Raw genomic sequence first — 22,583 nt, 5'->3', positions numbered from 1 at the left:
CGGGCAACGCCATGAACATCGACGGACTACCATCGGGGCCGTGGTGCGGGAAATCAACGCCCGCCGTCCTCAGCCTGTCCTCGTGTCGCCGGACGGTTCGTGGACGGGCCCGGCGTGAGGGCGGACACGGCGTGAAAGCGGTCGGACGCGCGTTGGCGCTGGCCGCGCTAATGCCCTGTCTCGCGATGGCGGCCTCCCCGGCCATGGCGTCCCCCGCCGCCGTCCGGGCGCGGACCCCCGCCAAGGCCCCGGCCGGCGCCCCCGCGGCGACCCAGGCGCGCGCGCAGGTGGCGCTCGCGCTCACCAAGATCACCCCAAAGACCGTCACCGCGAAATCGAAGATCGAGATTTCCGGGGCGGCGCGGAACCGCACCGAGCACGCGCTGGCCGGCCTCACCATGCGGCTGCGCTACAGCGCCCAGCCCGTGACGAGCCGGAGCCAGCTCGACCAGCTCGCGACCGGGCAGCAGACCGCGCTGCCCAACGTCGCCCCGCAGCAGCAGCCCCTCGCGCAGGCGTCCAGGCCCGGTGTGACCCAGGGCTGGAGCTTCCGGACCACCGCGCGGCAGCTGGGCCTCCGCGAACCCGTCGGCACCCCCGGCGTCTACCCGATGCGCGTCGAGGTGGTGAACTCCGCGCAGCAGGTCGTCGGCGGCCTCACGACCTTCCTCACGCTGATGCCGAAGCAGCGCAGCTTCAAGCCGGTGGCGGTCGGCTGGGTACTGCCGCTGATCGACCGGATGCACCGTGCCAACGACCGCACGTTCATCGACGACGACCTCAGCAAGGAGCTGGCGGCCGGCGGCCGGCTCCGCAGGCTCGTGGACGCGGCCGCCGCCACCAACACGCCCGTCACGTGGGCCATCGACCCGGCGCTTCTGGACGACGTCAGGCAGATGGCGTCCGGCGCCTACTACGTGAAGGCGCCCGGGGCCAGGAAGGCCGTCCGCAAGGAGAAGAGCACTGTCGCGGCGACGTGGCTGACGGCCCTGAAGAGCGCCTCCAAGGGCGATCCCTACTTCGTCCTCCCGTACGGCGACGCCGACATCACGGCGCTCGTCCGGCACAAGATGAACCGCGACGTCCGCATCGCGTTCGACGCGCGGAACACGAGCCTCGTGGCGGAGGTCCTCGGCCGCCGGCCCGACGCGCGCATCGCCTGGCCGGCGTCCGGCCTCGGCGGGCCGGACACGCTCGGGGCGCTCGCCAGGTACCCGCTGAAGGACGGCGGGTCGCTGCTGATGAGCAGCGCGCAGTTCGACAACCCCCCGTCGGGCGCGCAGCCGAACGCGACCACCGCGCTCCAGACGCAGCTCGGGGTCAGGAAGGCGCTCGTCTACGACCAGGTGGTCACCCAGATCCTCGGCGAGGGGTCGCGGTCGGCGTCCCGGGCGCTGCTGAGCGAGCAGCGCTTCCTCGCCGAGACCGCGGTGATCGCCGCGGAGGCGCCGAGCGTCCCGCGGACGCTCGTCGTCGCGCCCGACCGGCACTGGGACCCCGCCGACGGGCTCGCCAAGAACCTGCTCACCTACACCAAGGGCGCGGGCTGGCTGCGCGAGGTCCCGCTGCGCTCGGTCGAGGCCGCCCAGCCGCAGGACCGCCCTCTCCGCGCCTACTCCGACAGCGACGAGAAGTACGAGCTCGGCGACGTCCACCTCCGCCAGACCGGGGCCATCGCGACGCGGGCGGCGACGTTCCAGGCCGTGATGACCGGCCCGGTCAAGATCTCCTACGAGCGCGCCGTGCTGCGGCTGGAGTCGGTCGCCTGGAGGTCCTCGCAGGGGCGCGCCAAACGGGCCCGCAGGGAGCTGGAGGACGAGCTCAGGGCCGACATGCAGCTCGTCCGCGTCGTCCCGCCGAAGAACAGGCGCGTGCTCATGGGGGGCAGCTCGGGCAGGCTCCCCGTCCTGGTCGAGAACCGGCTGACCGGCCAGGCGGTGAAGGTCAGGCTCGTCGTGACCTCGAAGAACACCGCCAAGCTCCAGCTGGGAGGGCTGGAACCCGACGACGCGGTCATCGAGCTCGGGCCCGGGGAGCGGGCCCAGCGGTGGATCCCGGCGCAGGCGGCCGGAAACGGCAACTTCGACGTCCGCCTCGATCTGCAGATTCCCGACGCGGGCGGCCGGACGTACGGTGACGGCGAGACCATCACGGTCACCGTGACCGGGTACGGGCGGCTCGCCCTGCTCATCACCGGCGGCGGACTTGCCGTACTCTTCGTGGGCGTCGGAGTGCGGGGCATCAGAGCGAGGCGCCGCCGGAAAGCGGAGGCAGCCGGTGACGGGTCGACCGGAATGGGATCGACAGGGACAGGGGAACCAGGGGGCGGGCTCCCCGGCCCCGGGTTCTCAGGGTCCGGCATACCCACCGCCGAGTACTCCGGGCCCCCAGGGACAGGGATACCGGGCGCAGGGGTACCCGCCGGGCCGTCCGCCCCATGGTCCGGGCCCTCAGGGGCCGGCGCCGACGGGCGGACCGGGCGCGGGGCAGGGCCCGCAGGCGCCCGTCCCGAGGACCCCGCCGCAGTACCCGGGAACGCCGCCGACGGGCAGGCCGCCGGGCGCGGCGAACATCGCCGCCGAGACGGCGGTTGACATCCCCCTCCCAGGCGGAGGCGTGCCCGGCGCCGACACCACCGTGGTCGACACGCCGCCGGCGCAGGGGGGCAAGGGCTCGTCCGGCATCCTGAAGTCCGGCGCGATCATGGCGGTGGGCACCCTCGCGTCCCGCGTCACGGGGTTCCTGCGCACCGCCGTCATCGTCGCCGCGCTCGGCACCGGGCTGCTCGCCAACGCCTACAACACCGCCAACACCATCCCCAACCAGATCTACGACCTGCTGCTCGGCGGCATCCTCACCAGCGTCATCGTCCCGCTGCTGGTGCGGGCCAAGCAGCGCGACCAGGTCGCGGGGGAGCAGTACGAGCAGCGCGTCTTCACCCTCGCGGTGATCGGCCTCGGCATCCTCACCGTCGTGTCGGTCCTGCTCGCGCCGCTGTTCATCGACGTCCTGGCGGGCAGCTACGACGGCGACCAGCGCGCGGTCGCCATCCTGTTCGCGCGGTTCTTCCTCCCCCAGCTGTTCTTCTACGGCGTCGGGGCGTTCGCCGGGGCCATCCTCAACACGCGCGGCAGCTTCGGCGCGCCCATGTGGGCGCCCGTCCTGAACAACATCGTCGTGATCGCGGTCGGCGGCGCGTTCCTCGCGATCACCACCGGCCGCGTCGACCCGTCCAGCATCACCGACCAGCAGCTCATGCTGCTGTCCATCGGCACGACCGGCGGGATCGTCCTGCAGACGGTCGCGCTGTGGCCGTCGCTGCGCCGCGTCGGGTTCCGGTGGCGGCCCCGGCTGGACTTCCACCGCGGCGAGCTCGGCGAGGTCGGGCGGATGGCCGGCTGGACGCTGCTGTACGTCGTCGCCGCCCAGGGCGCGTTCGCCGTGGTCACCGCGCTGACGAACCGGGCCGGGAAGATGGCGTTCGAGCAGGGCCTCGGCGAGGGGTACGGCTACACCCCGTACTTCAACGCGTACCAGCTCTTCCAGCTCCCCTACGCGATCGTCGGGGTGTCGGTGATCACCGCGCTGCTGCCGCGGATGAGCCGGTTCGCCGCGGAGGGCAAGACCGCCGACGTGCGCGCCGCGTTCTCCAGCGGGCTCCGGCTCTCCTCCGTGATCATCATGCCGGCGGCGGCGCTGATGCTGGTGCTCGGGCCCGAGATCACCACCGTGCTGTTCGCGCACGGCAACGCCAACGCCGACGACGCACTGGTGATCGCGCGGGTCATGCAGATGTTCGCCGTCGCGCTCGTCCCGTTCTCCATCTACCAGCTGATGCTGCGGGTCTTCTACTCCTACGGCGACACCCGGACGCCCGCCCTGATCGGCCTCGTCGTCACCTCCTTCAACATCGCGATGGCGTTCACCGCCTCCAGCGTCCTCGACCTCAAGTGGATCGTGGTCGGCATCGCGGGCGGGTTCGCGCTCAGCAACCTGGTCGGAACGATCACCTGCTGGCTGGTGCTGCGCCGCAAGCTCGGCGGCATGGACGGGCGCCGCATCATCGGCGGCCACCTCAAGCTGCTCGTCGCGATCTGGCCGCTGATCGGGTTCGCCTACGCCGCCCACACGGTCGCGGACGCGCTGGGCGGCACCGACACGATGCTGCCCGCGCTGGTCACGCTGGTCGCCGGATCCGTCGGCGGCGGGCTGCTGTACCTGCTCTTCGCCAGGCTGATGCGGGTGGAGGAGATCCAGACGACCATCGCCACGTTCGCCCGCCGGCTGCCCGGGCGCGCAAAGTAAAAAAGGACGCGCGGCGATAAGGCGGCCACTCGCGTGAGTAACCACTACCATGTGGGGGACTACGGCTTGCGGGGCGACACCCTGGGGAACGCAAAGAGGAGGGTCGGAGGCGTAAGCTGCCACGCCACGAACATGGGATCTGACCACCTGTGCAGGACGTTGCCGTGAGCACGTCAGTCATCGAGCCCGGCACCCGTCTCGCCGGCCGCTACAGGCTCGAGGAGCGCATCAGCGACTCGGGCGGCTCGTCGCTCTGGAAGGCCATCGACGAGATCCTCGCGCGGGCGGTCGCCGTCCGCACCTTCGACCCCGAGTTCCCCCGGATCGCCGAGGCGGTCACGTCCGCGCGCTCGGCCAGCCGGCTGACCGACCCGCGCCTCACCCAGGTGTTCGACGCCGACGACTCGGGCGAGAGCGCCTACATCGTCAGCGAATGGGTCGCCGGCGAGACCCTCGAGGGCATGCTCGGCAAGGCCCCGCTGGAGCCCGGCCGCGCCGCGACCCTGCTGTACGAGGCGTCCGAGGCGCTCGCCGCCGCGCACGCCGCCGGGCTCTCGCACCTGTGCCTCACCCCTCGCGACCTCGTCTGGACGACCGGCGGCACCGTCAAGATCCTCGGCGTCGCCACCGACGCCGTCCTCTGCGACCGCGAGTCCGACGACGCCGCCGCGGAGGACGTCCGCGGCCTCGGCCGGATGCTGTACGCGGCGCTCACCGCCCACTGGCCCGGCGACGAGGACGGCTCCGCGCTGCCGGCCGCGCCGGCGTCCGACGGCGTCCCGCACGCGCCCCGCCAGGTCCAGGCCGGCATCTCGCACGCGATCGACGCGATCGTCTGCCGCTGCCTCGGGATCGGCACGGGCGAGCCGCTCGCGTCCCCCGCCGAGCTGGCCAAGGCGCTGCGCGGCGTCCCGCGCACCCCGCTGCCCCTGTTCGCCGGGCTCGGCCACACCCCGCCGGCGGCCCCGCGCCAGACGGCCCCGCCGAGGCGTCCCGCGGCCCCGCCGCCGGCGGCGACGCAACCGCACCAGCCGCACCGGGCGCCCGCGCCCGAACCGGCCGCGGCCTCGCACGTCCCGCCACCGCGTGCCCAGCGGCACGCCGCGCCCCCGCCCCCGCCGGCGACGTCCACACGGACGACGCCCACGCACGGCCACGGCGGCCCCAAGCGCCAGACCAACCGCGCCCTGATCGGCGTCGCGGCGGCCGCGCTGACCGTCATCGTCGGGCTCGGCGCCTGGGCCCTGTCCAGTCCCGGCGGCGACGACGACAAGGGCGGCGGCCCCACCGACAACTCCCAGACGAGCTCCCCGCCCAAGCCGTCCGTCGTGAAGCTCGTCCCGCAGGGCATCGATCCCGCCGAGCGCCCCGTGGGCGGCCACCTCGACGGCACGATCGGCAAGAACCTCCAGACGGTCATCGACGGCAGGCCCAGCGGCGCCTGGGAGACGCAGAGCTACGCCGACGCCGACTTCGGCCGCTACTCGAAGGGCCTCGGCGTACTGCTCGACATGGGCAAGCCCGTCAAGGTCGCCAGCGTGAAGGTCAGCTCCCCGGTGAGCTCCGGAACACTGCAGGTCCGCGTCGGCGACTCGCGGACCCCGACCGATCTGCAGCGCGTCGGCGAGCAGACGCCCACCGGGGGAGAGGTGACCATCACCGCGAACCCGCAGGCCACGGGCCGCTACGTGGTCGTGTGGTTCACCAAACTGCCGAGCGGCCCGTTCAAGGGGAAGCTCGGTGAGGTCACCGTCTACGGGACGGCCGGCTGATCACGTTCCGGCAAGGGCCCGACATGAGCTGTGACGTGGAGCGGCGCATGTCTGTATCGTGCCTGTGAGCAGATTGTCCCCTCGCCCCCAGGAACCCGTGGTGCCTACCTCAGCAGCCGGTCGCGGACGCCCGGCGCCGGCCGGGCGTCCCGAACGAGAAAGCGGTCGCTCATGACGTCGGTGAGCATGCGTCGCGTAGGCGAAGTTCCCGACAAGGAGCTCCTCGCCCGGCACGCCCAGGGGGACCCGCACGCCTTCGCCGAACTCGTGCACCGCCACCGCGACCGCATGTGGGCGGTCGCGCTGCGCACCCTCGGCGACCCGGAGGAGGCGGCGGACGCGCTGCAGGACGCGTGCCTCTCGGCGTTCCGCGCCGCCGGGCGGTTCCGCGGGGACGCCGCCGTCACCACCTGGCTCCACCGCATCGTGGTGAACGCCTGCCTCGACCGCGTCCGGCGCAAGTCCGTCCGGCCGGCGACGCCGATGGGCGACGACGCGACGTTCGACGCCGTCGCGCCCAAGATGCCCGACCCGACCGACGCGCACGGCGTCTCCCTCGACGTCCGCACCGCCCTGGAGCAGCTCCCGTACGAGCAGCGGGCGGCCCTCGTCCTGGTCGACATGATGGGCTACTCGGTCGACGACGCCGCGCAGGTCATGGAGGTCCCGCCCGGGACGATCAAGAGCCGGTGCGCGCGCGGCCGCGCCCGGCTGGCGCCCCTTCTCGTCCACCACCGGAACCGACGCGAGCCCAGGAACGTCGGAGGTGTGGAAGGAGGTGGCATGCCCAAGTGAACCCCGCACACCTCGACTACGACGTCCTGGCCGACCTGGCCGAAGGACTCCTCGAAGACGACGAAGCCGCCTCCGTCAACGCGCACCTGGAAACCTGCGCCGACTGCCGGGAGCTGTCCGCCGACCTTGCGGACGTCTCCCGGATACTGGCGGAGGCACCGATGCCGCCCATGCCCGCCGAGCTGGCCGAACGCATCGACACCGCCCTCGCGGCGGAGTCGATGCACACCGCCACCGTGGCGAGCCTGGAGCAGCGGCGCGGAAGGCGCCATTGGCGGATACTGTCGGCGGCCGCGGCGGCGGTCGTCGTGCTCGGCGGCGGAGCGACGGTCGGCAAGGTCGCGCTGGACGGCGCGAGCAGCAGTGACAGCACGGCGCACCAGCCGGCCCCGCAGCACAGCCTGACCGATCCGAGTTCCGGCACCGGATCAGGGGTGCCGAAGGTCGCGCCCGGCGAACCGGCGCCCGCGTTCAAGGTCGCCCACAGCGGCACCGACTACCGGTCCGGCACGCTGGGCGAGCAGGTCGGCGGCGTCGTCACCGGCGAGCAGAAGCTGCGCGCCGAGGCCGCCGCGCCCGACCCCCGGCTCCACGGGTGCGTCACGGGCGTCGCCGGCTCGCAGGCGCCCTTGCTCGTCGACCAGGCGAGTTACGAGGGAAAGCCGGCGATCATCATCGCCGCACCCGGCGACCAGCCCGGCAAGCGCGACATCTGGGTCGTCGGACCGGACTGCTCCCCGCAGTCCCATCACCTGCTGAAGCAGCTGAAGAACGCCTGACCCGCCGAGCCCCGACCCGGGCATCCACCTGTTGAGGCCATGGACGGCCGACCCCGTCCATGGCCTTTCACATGACGCAGGGTCCGGCTGAGACGCTCGGTCCTCTGTGTGATGCCGACTCCGCAAGGGAAGTTCGCGGGCCCGCACCAGCAATCGCCAGGTCCCGACCCCGGGCCCACTCGCCGGGGTGCCGCAACGGTGCCCTGGCGATGCGGGGCGGGCGTCAGAGGGAGGCGAGGAAGTCCAGGGCCGTCGCCCAGGCGCGCTCGGCCGCCTCGGCGTCGTAGTCGGGCAGGTCCGGGTCGGTGAACAGGTGGCCCGCGCCGCGGTAGCGGAACACCTCCACGTCCGCGCCCGCCTTGCGCATCCGCAGGTACCACGCGTTCAGCCAGTCGACGGGCTCCCAGGTGTCGGGATCGGCGACGTGCAGCTGCACCGGGATCTCGGTGGTCGCGTCCTCCGCGATGTCGGACGTGCCGTGCATCAGCAGCAGCCCGCCGGCCTTCTCGTCGGCGAACGCGAGGTTCTGGGCGATGGAGCCGCCCAGCGAGAACCCCGCGTAGACGAGCCCGCCCTCCCCCATCAGCGGCGCGGCCGCCACGACGCCCCGGCGCAGCAGCTCGTCCCGCCCGATCTCTTCCTTGATCGCGATCCCGGCCTCGGCGTCGTCGACGACACGCCCGTCGTAGAGGTCGGGGACATGCACCTCGTGCCCGGCCGCACGGAGCCGGTCGGCCGCCTGGTGCACCGCGGGCCGCAGCCCGTACATCGAGTGGAAGAGCAGAATGCGTGCCATGCGCCACAGCCTAGAGCGCCACAGGCCCCCGGCCGGCGGGCGGACGGCCCCGGGCCGGCGGGCGGACGGCCCCGGGCCGGCGGGCGGACGGTCCCCGGCCGGCGGGCGGACGGCCCGGCGCCGCGTGCCGGGGAATCAGCGGGGCCTAGGATCGGTTGACGCGACTGTGAGGCCGGGTCGTGCGGCACCGACGGCCAACGAGGAGAGGCAAGAACTGTGAGCGACGTCCGTAACGTCATCATCATCGGCTCGGGCCCCGCGGGCTACACGGCCGCCGTCTACGCGGCCCGCGGCGACCTGAAGCCGTTGGTGTTCGAGGGTTCGGTGACGGCCGGCGGTGCGCTGATGAACACCACCGACGTGGAGAACTTTCCCGGCTTCCCCGACGGGATCATGGGCCCCGACCTGATGGACAACCTGCGCAAGCAGGCCGAGCGCTTCGGCGCCGAGCTCATCACCGACGACGTCACCGAGGTCGACCTGACCGCCGACCCGAAGGTCGTCAAGGTCGGCGACGAGACCTACCTCGCCAAGACCGTGATCGTCGCGACCGGCTCCGGGTACCGCGAGCTGGGGCTGCCGGACGAGAAGCGGCTGTCCGGCCGCGGCGTCTCCTGGTGCGCCACCTGTGACGGGTTCTTCTTCCGCGAGCAGGACATCGCCGTCGTCGGCGGCGGCGACACCGCCATGGAAGAGGCGATCTTCCTGACCAAGTTCGCCCGCTCGGTGACCGTGGTCCACCGCCGCGACGAGCTGCGCGCGTCCAAGATCATGCAGGACCGGGCGTTCGCCAACGAGAAGATCAAGTTCCTGTGGGACAGCGAGGTCGCCGCGATCCACGGCGACGACCGGGTGACCGGCGTGACCGTCCGCAACACCAGGACCGGCGCGGAGTCCAGCCTGGAGATCACCGGGCTGTTCATCGCGATCGGCCACGACCCGCGCAGCGAGCTGTTCGCGGGCCAGCTGGAGACCGACACCGACGGCTACCTGCTGGTCGACGCCCCCACGACGAAGACGAAGATCCCCGGCGTGTTCGCCTGCGGCGACGTGGTCGACCACATCTACCGGCAGGCCATCACCGCCGCCGGCAGCGGCTGCTCGGCCGCCATCGACGCCGAGCGCTGGCTGCAGGACCGGGACGCCGCCGAGACCGTCCCGCAGGCCTGACCGCCACACGGGCCTCTGGCCGCACCAGCGGCCCGACCGCCCCGCGGCACCGACCTCACCACCGCCCGCCGCCGGCCCGGCGTTTCCGCCGGGCCGGCGGCGCGGTGGGCTGCATCGGGCGGGGGAGCGTCCCCGCCCCACGCGAGAACCGAAGGAGACCGATGAAAGCCGTGACCGACGCCGACTTCGCGTCCGAGGTGCTGGAGAACGACAAGCCCGTTCTCGTCGACTTCTGGGCGGAATGGTGCGGCCCGTGCCGGATGGTGGCGCCGATCCTGGAGGAGATCTCCAAGGAGCACGGCGACAAGCTCCAGATCGTCAAGCTGAACATCGACGAGAACCCGCAGGTCCCGCAGCAGTACGGCGTCATGCAGATCCCGACGATGAACGTCTACAAGGGCGGCGAGGTCGTCAAGCAGATCATGGGCGCCAAGCCGAAGGCCGCCCTGCTGAGGGATCTCGCCGAGTTCATCTGAGCCCTCCCGAGTCGCCTCCCGTCTCCCGCGGCGAGCGCGAGTGTGGCCCGCACTCCACCCGGAGTGCGGGCCACACGCCGTTCAGAAGGCCTCAGACGGGCCGCAGCGCCCCTTCCGGAGTCATGGAGCCCAGGAGCCGTTCGAGCGCCACCTCGACGTCCTCACGCCACGACAGCGCCGACTTCAACTCCAGTCGCAGGCGCGGGTACCGGTGGTGCGGCCGAACGGTCTTGAACCCGACCGACAGCAGGTAGTCGGCGGGCACCATGCACCCGCCCTCCTCGCCCTTCAGGTCGCCGAACGCCTCGATCGCCTTCACGGCGCGGCGCGTCAGGTCCTTCGCGACGCCCTGGACGAGCATCCGCCCGATGCCGCCGCCCGCGAACTCCGGCAGGACGTGCGCGGTCATGAGCAGCACCGCGTCCGCGCTCACCGGGCTCGTCGGGAACGCGACCGAACGCGGCACGTACAGCGGCGGCGCGTACATCACGAACCCCGCCGGGACGTCGTCCACGTAGACGATCTTGCCGCAGCTGCCCCACTCCAGGAGGGTGGAGGAGATCCACGCCTCCTTCTCCAGCCCCGCGTCGCCGCTCTCCTGGGCCCGGTCCCGGCTCACCGGATCCAGCTCCCAGAACACGCAGCCGCGGCAGCGGTGCGGCAGATCATCAAGGTTGTCCAGCGTGATGTTGACGAGACGACGCGACACCGGGTCGGCACCCCCTGCTGCGATCCTCGCCCGCCGGCCTGGACCCGTGGCGGCGGAAGTTCCCGGCAACCATCCGGGACCCGCGGGCATCGTATCGGACAGGAGTTTCCCCAATGCCGCGGCACGCCACACCCGGGCGCCTCGCCGCGTCCGCCATGACGTAGTTTGCATGGAAGCCGTTTCCGCCCCGGAGGTGCCTCGTGGAACAGCACTCGCGCACGGATGCCTATGCCGACCGTTACGCCGCCCGTGCCGCCGGCATGGTGCCGTCGGAGATCCGGGCCCTGTTCGCGATGGTCGCCCGCCCCGAGGTCGTCTCGCTCGCGGGCGGCGCGCCCTACGTCTCCGCGCTCCCCCTCGACGCCGTCGGCCAGATGATCGGCGAGCTCGTCGCCGGCCGGGGCGCCGAGGCCCTCCAGTACGGCTCCGCGCAGGGCGACGAGCAGCTCCGCGAGCACATCTGCGAGGTCATGTCGCTGGAGGGCGTCCAGGCGTCCGCGGACGACGTGGTCGTCACCGTCGGCGCCCAGCAGGCGCTCGACCTCATCACGAAGATCTTCGTCGACCCCGGCGACGTGGTCCTCGCGGAGGCCCCCTCCTACGTCGGCGCGCTCGGCACGTTCGCCGCCTACCAGGCCGACGTGGTCCACGTGCCGCTGGACGAGGGCGGCCTCATCCCGGCCGCGCTGCGCGAGACCCTCGCCCGCCTCCGCGCCCAGGGTCGGCGGGTCAAGTTCCTCTACACCGTCCCGACGTTCCAGAACCCCGCGGGCGTCACCCTCACCACGGCCCGCCGCGCCCAGATCCTGGAGATCTGCGCCGAGTACGACGTGCTGGTCGTCGAGGACAACCCGTACGGGCTCCTCGGCTTCGACGGCGAGCCCATGCGGGCCCTCCGCGCGGACGACGCCGAGCGCGTCATCTACCTCGGCTCGTTCTCCAAGACGATCGCCTCCGGGCTTCGCGTCGGCTGGGTGCTGGCCCCGCACGCGGTCCGGGCGAAGCTCGTGCTGGCCGCCGAGTCCGCGATCCTGTGCCCGTCGAACTTCTCCCAGCTCGCCGTCCGCGAGTACCTCGCGACCCAGCCGTGGCGGGAGCAGATCAAGGACTTCCGGGAGCTGTACCGGGCGCGCCGTGACGCGATGCTGGAGTCCCTTGACCAGCTCATGCCCGACGGTTGCACCTGGACCCGCCCCGCGGGCGGCTTCTTCGTCTGGCTCACCCTTCCCGAGGGCCTCGACGCCAAGGCGATGGCGCCCCGTGCGATCGCCGAGCGCGTCGCCTACGTCCCCGGCACCGGCTTCTACGCGGACGGTACCGGCCACCGGCACATGCGCCTGTCGTACTGCTTCCCCGAGCCGCACCGGATCCGCGAGGGTGTCCGCCGGCTGGCCGGGGTGGTGGAGCAGGAGATCCGCCTCCGGGAGACCTTCGGAGGAACCACCGGCGGCTCGTCCACGGGCGTCCAGACGCCGGGCCCGGACGTCGTCTGACTGTTTCACGTGAAACGAGGGGCATCTTGGAACTCGGGCATGTCGTCGTCCTCGCCGGAGGGCTCTCCTACGAGCGGGAGGTCTCGCTCCGCTCCGGCCGCCGCGTCGCCGACGCGCTGCGCGCACGCGACATCCCGGTCGAACTTCGCGACGCCGACGCGACACTCCTGGACTCCCTGACCGACGACCCGCCGGACGTCGTCTTCCCCGTCCTGCACGGCGCGGCGGGGGAGGACGGCTCGATCCGCGACGTCCTCGGACTCCTGGACGTCCCCTATGTCGGCGCCCGCCCGGACGCATGTCGCGTCGCATGGGACAAGCCGACCGCCAAGTCCGTCGTGCGACGCGCGGGCCTCCGGACGCCCGAGTCCGTCGCGCTGCCGAAGGAGGTCTTCCACGACCTCGGCGCGGCGTCCGTCCTGAACCAGATCGTCCGCAGCCTCGGCCTCCCCCTGTTCGTGAAGCCGACCCGCGGCGGCTCGGCCCTCGGCGCCTCCGTCGTCCACGAGGCGTCCGAACTGTCGGCCGCCATGGTCGGCTGCTTCGCCTACGGCGACGCCGCCCTCGTCGAGCGCTACATCGAGGGCACCGAGGTCGCGGTCAGCGTCATCGAGCGCGACGGCGTCCCGACCGCCCTCCCCGCCGTCGAGATCGTCGCCCCGGGCGGCCGCTACGACTACACGGCCCGCTACGACGCCGGCGACACCGAGTTCGTCACCCCGGCCCGCCTCACGCCGGACGCGACCGCCCGCGCCACCGCCGCCGCCGTGACCGCCCACCGCGCCCTGGGCCTTCGCGACCTCTCCCGAACCGACCTCATCGTCTCCGCCGACGGCGAGGTCCACTTCCTGGAGGTCAACGTCGCCCCCGGCATGACCGAGACCAGCCTCCTCCCCCGAGCCATCAGCGTGGCCGACCTGGACATGGGTGAAGTCTGCGAGTCCCTCCTCCAGGCCAACGTCCGCTAACGACACCCCCGCCGCCTCCAACCGACCCTGGCGCGCCTCCGCCCGTTTCACGTGAAACACCCCCGCCCCGACGCCGGTTCCAGAAGCACGCCCCGCCCAAGCCCCCGCCGACCAGCGTCCGCCGCAACCCCACCCGCGTGCCAGAACGCGGCCTGTACCGCAGCGCGCCATGCCAGAACGCGCCATGCCAGAGCGCACCGTGCCGCAGCGCATGCTCGTGCCGCAGCGCATGCTCGTGCCGCAGCGCATGCTCGTGCCGCAGCGCATGCTCGTGCCGCGGCGCGGCTCGTACCGCGGCGCGGCTCGTACCGCGGCGCGGCTCGTACCGCGGCGCGGCTCGTACCGCGGCGCGGCTCGTACCGCGGCGCGGCTCGTACCGCGGCGCAGCTCGTACCGCGGCGCAGCTCGTACCGCGGCGCAGCTCGTACCGCGGCGCAGCTCGTACCGCGGCGCAGCTCGTACCGCGGCGCGGCTCGTATCAAAGCGCGGGCCGTGCCGGAGCGCGGGCCGTGCCGGCATGCCGAGCCGGGCTGCATGGGGTCCAGCGCCTCGCCGACCGCCGTCCGCTCCCAGTCCATACCGAGACGTATTGCCTACCGGGGCATGCCCTCACCGGCTCTCTGGGCCCCTTGAAGCTGCCTCACTCCGGAGGTTGGGCGGCGAGGCGGGACTCATCCCCCGCAATCTTCTCTCCTCCCACGCTGGGAGACCCGTCTCAAGGCGAGCGCCGAACTTGACGACGGGTTGGCTCCTTGGAGGTGGATCAGAGCGGTTTCCTTGCCGCGGGTGTTATCCGGCCCAGGCGATGGTCGACGGAGGGGGGTGGCCACTTCCCCGCGAACCGCTCTTGTTTCACGTGAAACGAGCACTGCGTCACCCATCCGAACGGTCGCGAGACGACGGGGCTGCGTAGCTCCGTCGAGGGCAGGAGAGGGACGGGAAGGTGGAGCAGGCGGGGACAACCCAGCCGACCGCCACCGCCTGGGAGGCACCGCCGCTTCGGCCCAGCGTGAAAAGGGTCGTGAGGACGCCGAGAGGACCTGCTCGCGCGTCGTGACGTCCTCGGACCGAGCTGCCGCTCGGAATTAGTCGCCGGAGGACGACTGCCGGGGAGCTCGTATGTCACTCCGCGATCGTCGCCAAGGAGCCCCTCTCGGAGGTCGGGGCTTTCGCCTCTACGTCCGCGTCTCTTCGCCGAACGACCATGGGGCAAGGCTCGCCGACCCGGACGGGCGAGGTGGCAGGAGGGGGATTCCATGTTCGTCCGAAACCATGTGGTCAATCCCGTCATGGGATGGCTGCTGCGTTCGCCGCTGCACCGCGTGGTGAGCGGCCGCGTCGCCCTGATCACCGTCACCGGTCGCAGGACAGGCCGCGTGTACAGGTTCCCGGTCATGTACGCGCGAGCGGGGGACGGGATCTACGTGCTCGTCGGGCAGCACACCCGCAAGACCTGGTGGCGCAACGTACGCCGCCCGGCTCCTGTTCGCGTGCTCGTCGCCGGTCGCCGGCTGGACGGGACGGCCGAAGTGCTGGGTGGAGCGGAAGCGGAGGCCGCCAAGGAGGCGTATCTCGCCCGGTTTCCCAAAGCCGCAAGGGCGGTCGATCGGGACACTCCGGTAGTCCGGATCACGCCGCGTCCGGAGCCCTCGGCGGACGCACCTCCTCAGCATCGCGTCCTGGTGTCCCGGTATGGCGGGCCGGAAGTCCTGCGGCTCGTCGAGGAGCCCATTCCGGAGCCGGGCCCGGGTGAGGCGCGCGTGAAGATCTCCGCGGCGGGCGTGAGCTTCACCGATGTCCTCATCCGAGAGGGCGTCTACCCCGGCGGCCCCCGGCCTCCCTTCACCCCGGGATACGACGTCGTCGGGGTCGTGGACTCGGTCGGTCCCGGGACCACAGGGGCGGCACCGGGCGACCGGGTCAGCGCGCTCGTGGAGTACGGCGGATACGCCCAATACCTGTGCGTTCCGGTCACCCGCCTCCTGCCAGTGCCGGAGGGCGTGGACGCCGCCGAGGCCGTGTGCCTTCCGCTGACCTACGTCACCGCCTACCAACTGCTCCATCGGGCGGCCCACGTGCAGCAGGGGGAGCGGGTACTCGTGCATGGGGCAGCCGGAGCGGTGGGAAGCGCCGTGCTCCAACTGGGCCGGTTGGCCGGGCTGGAGATGTACGGAACGGCCACCGCCGAGCAGGCCGATCTCGTCACGAAGCTGGGTGCGACGCCGATCGACCATGTCTCCGAAGATGTCGTGGCGCGCGTTCGCAGGGAGACCGGCGACGGCGTGGACGTGGTCCTGGACGGAATCGGTGGTGCGGTCGCCCTGCGCTCGTACCGGGCGCTCCGTCCGGACGGGCGCCTGATCATGTTCGGGCACTACGCCACCCTGCGGGCGGGGCGCCGGAACCTGCCCCGGACCCTCGGCTTCTATACGGCAGGGACCGCGGTGCTGCTCGGTTCGGCGCTTCCCCGTGGCCGGCGGGTCGGCTTCTACAGGATCGCCGAACTCCGGGACCTCCACCCCGACTGGTATCGCGACGACCTGGCCCGGCTCTTCGATCTGCTGACCGAAGGCCGGATCGCGCCGACCGTGGCCGATCGGCTCCCGTTGAAGGACGCACGGAGTGCGCACGAGCGCATCGGTCGCGGCGAGGTAACAGGACGGCTGGTCCTCCTACCGTGAACCTCCGCCCCGTCCCCGTGGTCGTGCTGCGCAGTTTCGTGTCGGGTTCCCGACGTTCCCCAGAGGGTGAGGGGCGCCAGTGTACGACGCCGCGAACCCGCTCCACGAGGGCAGGGATGTTTCACGGGAAACATCGGGGGAGCGGGCGGGAAAGCGAAGCGCCCCGGAGCCGTGGGGTCCGGGGCGCGCAGCGGTGTGGGACGGGGTTCAGGAGTCGCCGACTCCTCCGTCCTCGGGAGCCATGGACTTGATGATGCGGTCGAGGTCCTCCAGCGTGGCGAACTCGACGACGATCTTGCCCTTGTTGCGGCCCATGTCGACGCGGACCTTCGTCTCGTACCGGTCGGAGAGACGGTCGGCAAGCTCCTTGAGGCCGGGCGCCACCGGCTTCTTGCGGCGGCCCGGTCGCGGCGCCTTCGGCTCGTCCTCCACCTCGCGGAGCGCGATCATCTCTTCCAGCGCGCGGACCGAGAGGCCCTCCTGGACGATCCGCTGCGCCAGGTGCTCCTGGGCCTCAACGCTGTCGAGGGAGAGCAGCGCGCGGGCGTGCCCGGCGGACAGCACTCCGGCGGCCACCCGGCGCTGGACGGCCGGCGGCAGGTTCAGCAGGCGGAGAGTGTTGGTGATGTGCGGACGCGACCGGCCGATCCGGGTGGCGAGTTGCTCGTGGGTGGCGCCGAAGTCCTGGAGCAGCTGCTGGTACGCGGCCGCCTCCTCCAGCGGGTTGAGCTGCTGCCGGTGAAGGTTCTCCATGAGCGCGTCACGGAGCAGGTCGTTGTCGCCGGTGTCGCGGACGATCGCCGGGATGACGTCCAGCCCGGCCATCTGGGACGCGCGCCAGCGGCGCTCGCCCATGATGAGCTCGTAGTCGTGCTCCTCCGAGGGGGACCTGCGCACGACGATCGGCTGGAGCAGCCCGACGATGCCGATCGACTCCGCGAGCTCCTCCAGGGCCTGCTCGTCGAAATGCTCGCGCGGCTGGCGCGGGTTGACCGTGATGGAGCGCACGGGCAGTTCCGCGAAATGGGCACCGGCCACCGGTTCGAGCGCCGCTGTGGGAGCGGCCGTTCCGTCCGAGACGGAGCCGCCGGGATATCCCGGCTCGCTCGCGCCGTTCGGCTCGCCCGACGTCGGCATGGGCGGGGCGGTGGGAATGAGGGCACCGAGGCCCCGGCCCAGACCGCGTCGCTGCTGGCTCACTGGACGGCTCCTCCGTGGGCCATTTCCGAGGCGGCCTCGCTGTAGGCGAGCGCGCCGCTCGATCCGGGGTCGTAGGTCATGACGGACTGCCCGTAGCTGGGCGCCTCGGACACCCGGACGCTGCGGGGGATCACCGTGTTGAGGACGACGTCGCCGAAGTGGCTCCGGACGTCCTCGGCGACCTGCGCGGCGAGGCGGGTCCGGGCGTCGTACATCGTCAGCAGGATGGTGGACACCCGCAGCTTCGGGTTGAGGTGCGCCTTCACGAGGTCGACGGTCCGGATGAGCTGGCCGAGGCCCTCCAGCGCGTAGTACTCGCACTGGATCGGGATGAGCAGCTCGTCCCCGCCGACGAGGGCGTTCACCGTGAGCAGGCCGAGCGACGGCGGGCAGTCGATCAGCACGTAGTCGAACTTCTCGATGTCGTAGGAGTCCAGCGCGCGCCGCAGTCGCGACTCGCGGGCCACCTTGGAGACCAGCTCGATCTCCGCGCCCGCGAGGTTGAGGGTCGCGGGCGCGCAGTAGAGGTTGGGGATCTCCGGTGCCGGGACGATGATGTCGGCCAGCGCCATGTCCTCGATCAGCACGTCGTAGATCGACGGGACCTCGGCGTGGTGCTCGACGCCGAGGGCGGTGGACGCGTTGCCCTGCGGGTCGAGGTCGACCACCAGCACCTGGGCGCCGTGCATCGCGAGGGAGGCGGCGATGTTCACCGAGCTGGTGGTCTTGCCGACGCCTCCCTTCTGGTTGGCGATGGTGATGACCCGGCACTTGTCCGGCCGCGGCCACTCCCGCTCTCTGCGGCTCGCCATCGTCTTGAGCGCGGTGCCGGTTGTTTCACGTGAAACCTTGGCGTCCCGCAGCGCCTCTCGCACGAGTTCTGACTCCCCCTGAGTTGGTCCGCCGCGCGGGCTCGGCGCCTGTGCGCCGGCGTTCGTCGGCACGTAGCCGACGTTCTCCGCGGTCCCGGACGTCGTGTTACCCCACATCGCGTGCCCTGAGGGCGCGGTTCCCGGCGACGATCCCGGGTCCTGCCGCGTCCCACCGGCGGCGGGCGCCTGGGCGCCCTCGTCCGCGCCGGGCGCGCCCGGGCCGGACGGCTGTTCGTCGGGGGATTCGTCGGCGCGGTCAGGCCTGCCCAGTCCTGGTCCCGTGCTCATGAAGACCTCTTCCTCGACCCTTTGGCGCGCCGGGGGGCGCGCTGCCGTCGCCCGACAACCTCTTCTCGGCCGGCGACCACACGGACGAGTGTTGTCGGCGGATCGACCATACCGCGCCCGACTTGCAGCAGTTCCGTCGAGCGCACCCCGAACCGCTTCAGCACCGGCTCCGCCTCCTCCAACTCGGCCGCGGCCCGCTCGCCCTTGAGCGCGAGGAGCTCGCCGCCCGGGCGCAGCAGCGGAAGCGCCCACCGGGCCAGGCGTTCGAGGGGCGCCACGGCGCGTGCCGTGGCGACGTCCACCGCGAACTCGTCGGTCACGTCCTCGGCCCGGGCCCGCCGGACCTCGACGTTCCGCAGGTCGAGCAGCTCGACGCACTCGTTCAGGAACGTCGTGCGCCGCAGCAGCGGTTCCAGCAGCGTGATCCGCAGATCGGGCCGGACGATGGCCAGCACGATGCCCGGCAGCCCCGCGCCCGAACCGATGTCGACGACCTCGGCGTTCTCCGGTATCGCCGCCGAGACCACCGCGCAGTTGATCAGATGCCGTTCCCAGAGCCGGTCGGCCTCGCGCGGACCGATGAGCCCGCGTTCGACCCCGGCCTTCGCGAGGAACGCCGCGTAGCGCTCCGCGACCGGCAGCGCGTCACCGAATACCTCACGTGCAATCCCCACCAGACGAATCGTTCCACAAAACCCGGTGCCGCCGTACACGCGAAACGTTCCCGTGGTGAACAGGGCGCTGTAGTGGGAGGACCCTTGCGTTATGGCAAGAACCACATGACCCGCCCGCATATTCGCCGAGCGTGGGGTAGAGCCTGCGGTGTCGCCCGTCCGTCCCCCGGAAGGAGCTCCGACACATGGGAATCGGAGTCAGTCTCGCATTCATCGCCCTTGGGGCGATTCTGGCGTTCGCCATCCGCGTTGACCTCAGCGGCCTCGACATCCACATGGTCGGATGGATCCTGATCCTGGTCGGACTGATCAGCATGGGATTCACGCTCAAGTACACCCGGCCGCGCCGCGCGGCCGGACGTGTGGCCGGGGCAGATCCCGCGTACGGGGACGAGCCCGGCACGGTGGTCCGCGAGGAGCACATCATCGAGGACCCGCCGCCGCCCGGCGGCCGCCCGGCCGAGCAGATCGACCGCGTTGTCGAGCACCCCGCCGACACGGGGGTCGCGCACGGTCATCCGCAGGACCCGGCGTACGCGCAGGATCCCGCGAACGCGCAGGACCCGGCGGTGCAGAACACCACGTCCGTCGGTGCCGGTGAGGTCCCGCGCCGCCGTTGGCGCCGGAGCGTCCGGCGGTAGTACCGAGAGCCTGCTCGGTGTGCCAGGGCGGCGGTGCACACCGAGCTCCCCAGGGCCCCGCGTCGGCCAGGGCGCGGGGCCCTCTCATGCCCTGAACCGCCGACCATCCCGCGCCCACCCTGCCGAGGGGTGACGCGGAGCGCCTGGAACGCCCCGGATCGCGGGCATCGCCCTCTTTCAGATCGGGCTTCCGCTCCGAACGTCCTCTCCGCTCAGCACCGGCTCCCGGTCGGGCGCCGGTTTCTCAGGCGGGGGCGTCCGGAAAGGCGACGGCCCCGACCGGAGATCCGGTCGGGGCCGTGTGATGCCCGGGTGGTCAGGCGGGGAAGACGACCACGTAGCGGTCGGGCTCCTCGCCCTCGGACTCGCTGCGCAGGCCCGCCGCGGCGACCGCGTCGTGGACGATCTTGCGCTCGAACGGGGTCATCGGGGCGAGCGGCTTCGGCTCGCCGGACTGCTTGACCTCGTCCGCGACGTCCGTTCCGAGCTTGGTGAGCTCGGCGCGGCGCCGCTCGCGGTACCCGCCGATGTCCAGCATGAGGCGGGTGCGGTTGCCGGTCTGGCGGTGGACGGCGAGCCGGGTGAGCTCCTGGAGCGCCTCCAGCACCTCGCCGCGCTTGCCGACCAGCTCGTCCAGGGAACCGCCGACGACGGCGACGATGGCGCGCTCGCCCTCGACGTCCATGTCGATGTCGCCGTCGTAGTCACCGATGTCCAGCAGGCCCTCGATGTAGTCGGCGGCGATCTCGCCTTCCTGTTCGAGCGCCTGGACGTCGACCTCGGTGGTGTCGGTCTGGCTCAACGGGGTCTCCTTCTCCGGCACGTGCTCGGGGTCCAAACTAGCGCTTCTGGGTGCCGCTGCGCTTGCTGCGCGACTTGCGGGTCGGCTGGTTGCGCACGACCTTCGGCTTGTCCTCGGGCTCGGGGGCCGGCTCCGGCTCCTTCTTCAGCTTCGCCTTGATGCCGGACGCCGCGGCCTGGCCGTTCTTGGACGCACCCGCCTTGGAGCCGGAGGGCTTCGAACCGGCGGCCTTGGGGCCGGTCTTCGTCCCCGCCGTGGCCGCCGCGGCCGCGGCGTCCGTCCCGGGCGGTGGGTACCGCTTGTAGATGTAGTGCTGCTGGGCCAGGGTCCAGCTGTTGGACGTCACCCAGTACATGAGGACGCCCAGCGGGAAGCCGAGGCCGAAGAGGCCGAACAGCGGCGCCAGGAAGACCATCATCTTCTGCGCCTGCATCATCGGGTTGGCCTCGTCCGCCACCGGCTGCCGCTTCATGCTGGCCCGGACGGTGAAGAAGGTCGTGACGGAGCTGATCACCACGGCGATGCCGGTGACGACGATCGCCGTCCAGCTCTTGGGGTCGGTGCCCCAGGCGTTCAGGAACGTGTCCGGGATGTGGGCGCCGAAGATGTTCGCGTTCTGCGCGCTCGCCACCAGGTCGGACGAGACGGCGAAGACGCTCTGCCCCGGCTTGGCGTCCGAGATCCGCTTCAGCGTCTGGAACAGCCCGATGAAGATGGGCATCTGCACCAGGAGCGGCAGGCAGCCCGAAAGCGGGTTGGCGCCGTTCTCCTGGTAGAGCTTCATGACCTCCTGGTTCAGGCGCTGCTTGTCGTTCTTGTACTTCTTGCGCAGCGCCTGAACCTTCGGGTTCAGCTCTTGCATCTTGCGCGAAGCGTGGATCTGCTTCACGAAGAGGGGGACGAGGAGCAGCCGCAGGAGGACGGTGAGGAGGATGATCGAACCGCCCCACGCCCATCCGCTGTCCTTGGGGACGACCGTACTGAGCCCCGTGTGGATCCACACGATGAGCTGAGAGACGATCTCGTACAACCAATCAAGCACCGGGCAGCTCCTTGTGCTCTGCTAGGGCGGGGCCGCTCTCCTCGCGGCCGGAGTTCGAGGAAGCCGCCGCGCGCTCTCCGGGCGTCTTCTTCGGCGGTACCGGGTCGTAACCGCCTGGGTGGAACGGATGGCACCGCGCGATCCGGCGGGCCGTCAGCCACGTGCCGCGCAACGCCCCGTGCACCTGGAGGGCCTCCAGGCCGTACGCGCTGCAGCTGGGGTGGAAGCGGCACTGCTGCCCGAGCAGGGGACTCAAGAAGCGGCGGTAGGCGCGGACGAGAAGGATCAGCACGGCCGCGACGGGACCCGGGTGGCCCGTCGGATGCTGCGCGGGGACTGCAGTCCCCTGCGGACTTCTCATCTTCGCCCCTTGGACGCGGGCCGCAGCAGCCGGTCGAGCGCCGACTCCAGATCCGCGGCCAGTTCGTCTGGTCGCGCCGCTCCCGCGCGGGGGTTGGCGCGCACTACGAGCAGGCTACCCGCTGGGAGGCGGTCGAGGTGCGGGCGCATCAGGTGGCGGAGCCGGCGCCGCGTCGCGTTGCGGACGACGGCGTTGCCGACGGTGCGGGCCACGATGAACCCGACCAGCGGCTGCGCCGCCGCGTGCGGGGCCTCGTCCGGGCGTAGCAGGTGAACCACGACAGTTGGCCGTCCGGCGCGGCGACCGCGCCGGACGGCCAACGAGAAGTCGTCCCGCCGCCGCATCCGGTTTCCGGACGGCAGCACTGTGAGGGGTGGCTCAGACCGCGATGCGGGCGCGGCCCTTGCCACGCCGGCTCGACAGGATCGCGCGGCCGGCGCGCGTGCGCATGCGCAGCCGGAAGCCGTGCTTCTTGTGGCGGCGACGGTTGTTCGGCTGGAAGGTACGCTTGCTCACTTTGAGGCTCCAGTGCTGCGGTCGGTTCGTCTTGAGGACTTGAAGCTTCGAAGGCTCGCATCGAGGGCCGCGTACGGTCCCCCGCAGCGGGGGCCCACCCGAGCGTTCCTGAGGGGCTGCCGGCGGGCACGCGGCATCTCCGTCGATGCGACTCGACCTCAGAACGTTACGGGGTATCCGGGGGGCCGGTCAAACGGAGGCCGCCGCCGGTGGACGCCGCGGAGCCGGCGCCGCAGGACGGGC

Annotated in this window: 21 protein-coding genes; 11 read left to right on the top strand and 10 right to left on the bottom strand. The window is 71.9% G+C overall.

What is annotated here, in order from left to right; translation table 11 throughout:
- The first annotated feature begins 185 nt into the window (after nt 1-185).
- The 5 genes from AB0C21_RS09690 to AB0C21_RS09670 all read left to right on the top strand — a co-directional run bounded on the left by AB0C21_RS09690 (nt 186) and on the right by AB0C21_RS09670 (nt 7,651).
- A complete protein-coding gene (locus AB0C21_RS09690) occupies nt 186-2,594 on the top strand; it encodes a DUF6049 family protein (protein WP_500203598.1) in 2,409 nt (802 codons plus the stop codon).
- 22 nt (nt 2,595-2,616) lie between these two features.
- Entirely contained in the window at nt 2,617-4,305 is a 1,689-nt protein-coding gene (gene murJ / locus AB0C21_RS09685; protein WP_500203597.1) for a murein biosynthesis integral membrane protein MurJ, read from the top strand.
- A 164-nt stretch (nt 4,306-4,469) separates the two neighbouring features.
- Nucleotides 4,470-6,077: a protein kinase family protein gene (locus AB0C21_RS09680; RefSeq protein WP_500203596.1), complete on the top strand. Its 1,608-nt coding sequence runs from the start codon at nt 4,470-4,472 to the stop codon at nt 6,075-6,077.
- 186 nt (nt 6,078-6,263) lie between these two features.
- The gene (gene sigM, locus AB0C21_RS09675) at nt 6,264-6,872 is read left to right on the top strand and encodes an RNA polymerase sigma factor SigM (protein ID WP_149262788.1); all 609 of its coding nucleotides are present in this window, start codon (nt 6,264-6,266) and stop codon (nt 6,870-6,872) included.
- Nucleotides 6,869-7,651 carry an anti-sigma factor family protein gene (locus tag AB0C21_RS09670; protein ID WP_149262787.1) on the top strand — a complete coding sequence of 261 codons (783 nt, stop codon included), beginning with the start codon at nt 6,869-6,871 and terminating at the stop codon, nt 7,649-7,651. Before sigM ends, AB0C21_RS09670 begins: the two co-directional genes overlap by 4 nt.
- A 223-nt stretch (nt 7,652-7,874) precedes the next feature.
- Here AB0C21_RS09670 and AB0C21_RS09665 read toward each other — a convergent pair whose 3' ends face one another.
- Complete coding sequence (locus tag AB0C21_RS09665; RefSeq protein ID WP_500203595.1) at nt 7,875-8,447, bottom strand: dienelactone hydrolase family protein; 573 nt, start codon at nt 8,445-8,447, stop codon at nt 7,875-7,877.
- Between the two features lie 216 nt (nt 8,448-8,663).
- Between AB0C21_RS09665 and trxB the strand changes: the two genes are divergently transcribed.
- Both trxB and trxA read left to right on the top strand, forming a co-directional pair.
- Nucleotides 8,664-9,617, top strand: a complete 954-nt coding sequence (trxB, locus tag AB0C21_RS09660; protein WP_500203594.1) for a thioredoxin-disulfide reductase — start codon at nt 8,664-8,666, stop codon at nt 9,615-9,617.
- A 161-nt stretch (nt 9,618-9,778) separates the two neighbouring features.
- The gene (trxA, locus tag AB0C21_RS09655) at nt 9,779-10,093 is read left to right on the top strand and encodes a thioredoxin (RefSeq protein WP_500203593.1); all 315 of its coding nucleotides are present in this window, start codon (nt 9,779-9,781) and stop codon (nt 10,091-10,093) included.
- A 91-nt stretch (nt 10,094-10,184) separates the two neighbouring features.
- Here trxA and AB0C21_RS09650 read toward each other — a convergent pair whose 3' ends face one another.
- Nucleotides 10,185-10,802: a GNAT family N-acetyltransferase gene (locus AB0C21_RS09650; protein ID WP_149262783.1), complete on the bottom strand. Its 618-nt coding sequence runs from the start codon at nt 10,800-10,802 to the stop codon at nt 10,185-10,187.
- A gap of 260 nt (nt 10,803-11,062) precedes the next feature.
- Here AB0C21_RS09650 and AB0C21_RS09645 point away from each other — a divergent pair, with 260 nt between their 5' ends.
- The 3 genes from AB0C21_RS09645 to AB0C21_RS09635 all read left to right on the top strand — a co-directional run bounded on the left by AB0C21_RS09645 (nt 11,063) and on the right by AB0C21_RS09635 (nt 15,944).
- A complete protein-coding gene (locus AB0C21_RS09645) occupies nt 11,063-12,295 on the top strand; it encodes an aminotransferase-like domain-containing protein (RefSeq protein WP_500203592.1) in 1,233 nt (410 codons plus the stop codon).
- Nucleotides 12,296-12,318: 23 nt separating this feature from the next.
- Nucleotides 12,319-13,263, top strand: a complete 945-nt coding sequence (locus tag AB0C21_RS09640; RefSeq protein WP_500203745.1) for a D-alanine--D-alanine ligase family protein — start codon at nt 12,319-12,321, stop codon at nt 13,261-13,263.
- Nucleotides 13,264-14,519: 1,256 nt separating this feature from the next.
- On the top strand, nt 14,520-15,944 hold the full coding sequence (locus tag AB0C21_RS09635) for a nitroreductase family deazaflavin-dependent oxidoreductase (RefSeq protein WP_500203591.1): 1,425 nt from the start codon (nt 14,520-14,522) through the stop codon (nt 15,942-15,944).
- A gap of 207 nt (nt 15,945-16,151) precedes the next feature.
- Here the strand turns inward: AB0C21_RS09635 and AB0C21_RS09630 are convergent, their stop codons facing one another.
- The 3 genes from AB0C21_RS09630 to rsmG all read right to left on the bottom strand — a co-directional run bounded on the left by AB0C21_RS09630 (nt 16,152) and on the right by rsmG (nt 18,978).
- Entirely contained in the window at nt 16,152-17,144 is a 993-nt protein-coding gene (locus AB0C21_RS09630; protein WP_500203590.1) for a ParB/RepB/Spo0J family partition protein, read from the bottom strand.
- Nucleotides 17,141-17,956, bottom strand: a complete 816-nt coding sequence (locus AB0C21_RS09625) for a ParA family protein (RefSeq protein ID WP_149262917.1) — start codon at nt 17,954-17,956, stop codon at nt 17,141-17,143. The genes AB0C21_RS09630 and AB0C21_RS09625 overlap by 4 nt, the downstream gene beginning before the upstream one ends.
- 344 nt (nt 17,957-18,300) lie before the next feature.
- Nucleotides 18,301-18,978, bottom strand: coding sequence for a 16S rRNA (guanine(527)-N(7))-methyltransferase RsmG (gene rsmG / locus AB0C21_RS09620; RefSeq protein WP_149262780.1), 678 nt, complete (start codon nt 18,976-18,978; stop codon nt 18,301-18,303).
- Between the two features lie 185 nt (nt 18,979-19,163).
- On the opposite strand from rsmG, the gene AB0C21_RS09615 reads away from it, so the two are divergent.
- Nucleotides 19,164-19,619 (top strand): DUF6458 family protein, encoded by a 456-nt coding sequence (locus tag AB0C21_RS09615; RefSeq protein ID WP_500203589.1) that lies wholly within the window; start codon nt 19,164-19,166, stop codon nt 19,617-19,619.
- A 316-nt stretch (nt 19,620-19,935) separates the two neighbouring features.
- Here the strand turns inward: AB0C21_RS09615 and AB0C21_RS09610 are convergent, their stop codons facing one another.
- The 5 genes from AB0C21_RS09610 to rpmH are packed head-to-tail and all read right to left on the bottom strand — an operon-like array spanning nt 19,936 to nt 22,340.
- On the bottom strand, nt 19,936-20,421 hold the full coding sequence (locus AB0C21_RS09610; RefSeq protein ID WP_149262778.1) for a Jag family protein: 486 nt from the start codon (nt 20,419-20,421) through the stop codon (nt 19,936-19,938).
- A 37-nt stretch (nt 20,422-20,458) separates the two neighbouring features.
- Nucleotides 20,459-21,463: a membrane protein insertase YidC gene (yidC, locus tag AB0C21_RS09605; protein WP_500203588.1), complete on the bottom strand. Its 1,005-nt coding sequence runs from the start codon at nt 21,461-21,463 to the stop codon at nt 20,459-20,461.
- Nucleotides 21,456-21,824, bottom strand: a complete 369-nt coding sequence (gene yidD, locus AB0C21_RS09600; protein WP_149262776.1) for a membrane protein insertion efficiency factor YidD — start codon at nt 21,822-21,824, stop codon at nt 21,456-21,458. Before yidD ends, yidC begins: the two co-directional genes overlap by 8 nt.
- Nucleotides 21,821-22,168: a ribonuclease P protein component gene (gene rnpA, locus AB0C21_RS09595; RefSeq protein ID WP_500203587.1), complete on the bottom strand. Its 348-nt coding sequence runs from the start codon at nt 22,166-22,168 to the stop codon at nt 21,821-21,823. Before rnpA ends, yidD begins: the two co-directional genes overlap by 4 nt.
- 34 nt (nt 22,169-22,202) lie before the next feature.
- On the bottom strand, nt 22,203-22,340 hold the full coding sequence (rpmH, locus tag AB0C21_RS09590; RefSeq protein WP_021592695.1) for a 50S ribosomal protein L34: 138 nt from the start codon (nt 22,338-22,340) through the stop codon (nt 22,203-22,205).
- Nucleotides 22,341-22,583: the final 243 nt, after the last annotated feature.

The sequence above is a fragment of the Spirillospora sp. NPDC049024 genome (genome assembly GCF_040649235.1).
In the GTDB taxonomy this organism is placed as follows: domain Bacteria; phylum Actinomycetota; class Actinomycetes; order Streptosporangiales; family Streptosporangiaceae; genus Spirillospora.
This window is presented reverse-complemented; position numbering and strand designations above follow the sequence as displayed.

Bases quoted from the DNA above. Each gene is read 5' to 3' on its own strand.
- AB0C21_RS09690 (WP_500203598.1), top strand. From the start codon at position 186: ATGGCGGCCTCCCCGGCCATGGCGTCCCCCGCCGCCGTCCGGGCGCGG.
- sigM (WP_149262788.1), top strand. From the start codon at position 6,264: ATGCGTCGCGTAGGCGAAGTTCCCGACAAGGAGCTCCTCGCCCGGCAC.
- AB0C21_RS09665 (WP_500203595.1), bottom strand. From the start codon at position 8,447: ATGGCACGCATTCTGCTCTTCCACTCGATGTACGGGCTGCGGCCCGCG.
- trxA (WP_500203593.1), top strand. From the start codon at position 9,779: ATGAAAGCCGTGACCGACGCCGACTTCGCGTCCGAGGTGCTGGAGAAC.
- AB0C21_RS09645 (WP_500203592.1), top strand. From the start codon at position 11,063: ATGGTGCCGTCGGAGATCCGGGCCCTGTTCGCGATGGTCGCCCGCCCC.
- AB0C21_RS09635 (WP_500203591.1), top strand. From the start codon at position 14,520: ATGTTCGTCCGAAACCATGTGGTCAATCCCGTCATGGGATGGCTGCTG.
- AB0C21_RS09625 (WP_149262917.1), bottom strand. From the start codon at position 17,956: ATGGCGAGCCGCAGAGAGCGGGAGTGGCCGCGGCCGGACAAGTGCCGG.
- AB0C21_RS09615 (WP_500203589.1), top strand. From the start codon at position 19,164: ATGGGAATCGGAGTCAGTCTCGCATTCATCGCCCTTGGGGCGATTCTG.
- yidD (WP_149262776.1), bottom strand. From the start codon at position 21,824: ATGAGAAGTCCGCAGGGGACTGCAGTCCCCGCGCAGCATCCGACGGGC.
- rnpA (WP_500203587.1), bottom strand. From the start codon at position 22,168: ATGCGGCGGCGGGACGACTTCTCGTTGGCCGTCCGGCGCGGTCGCCGC.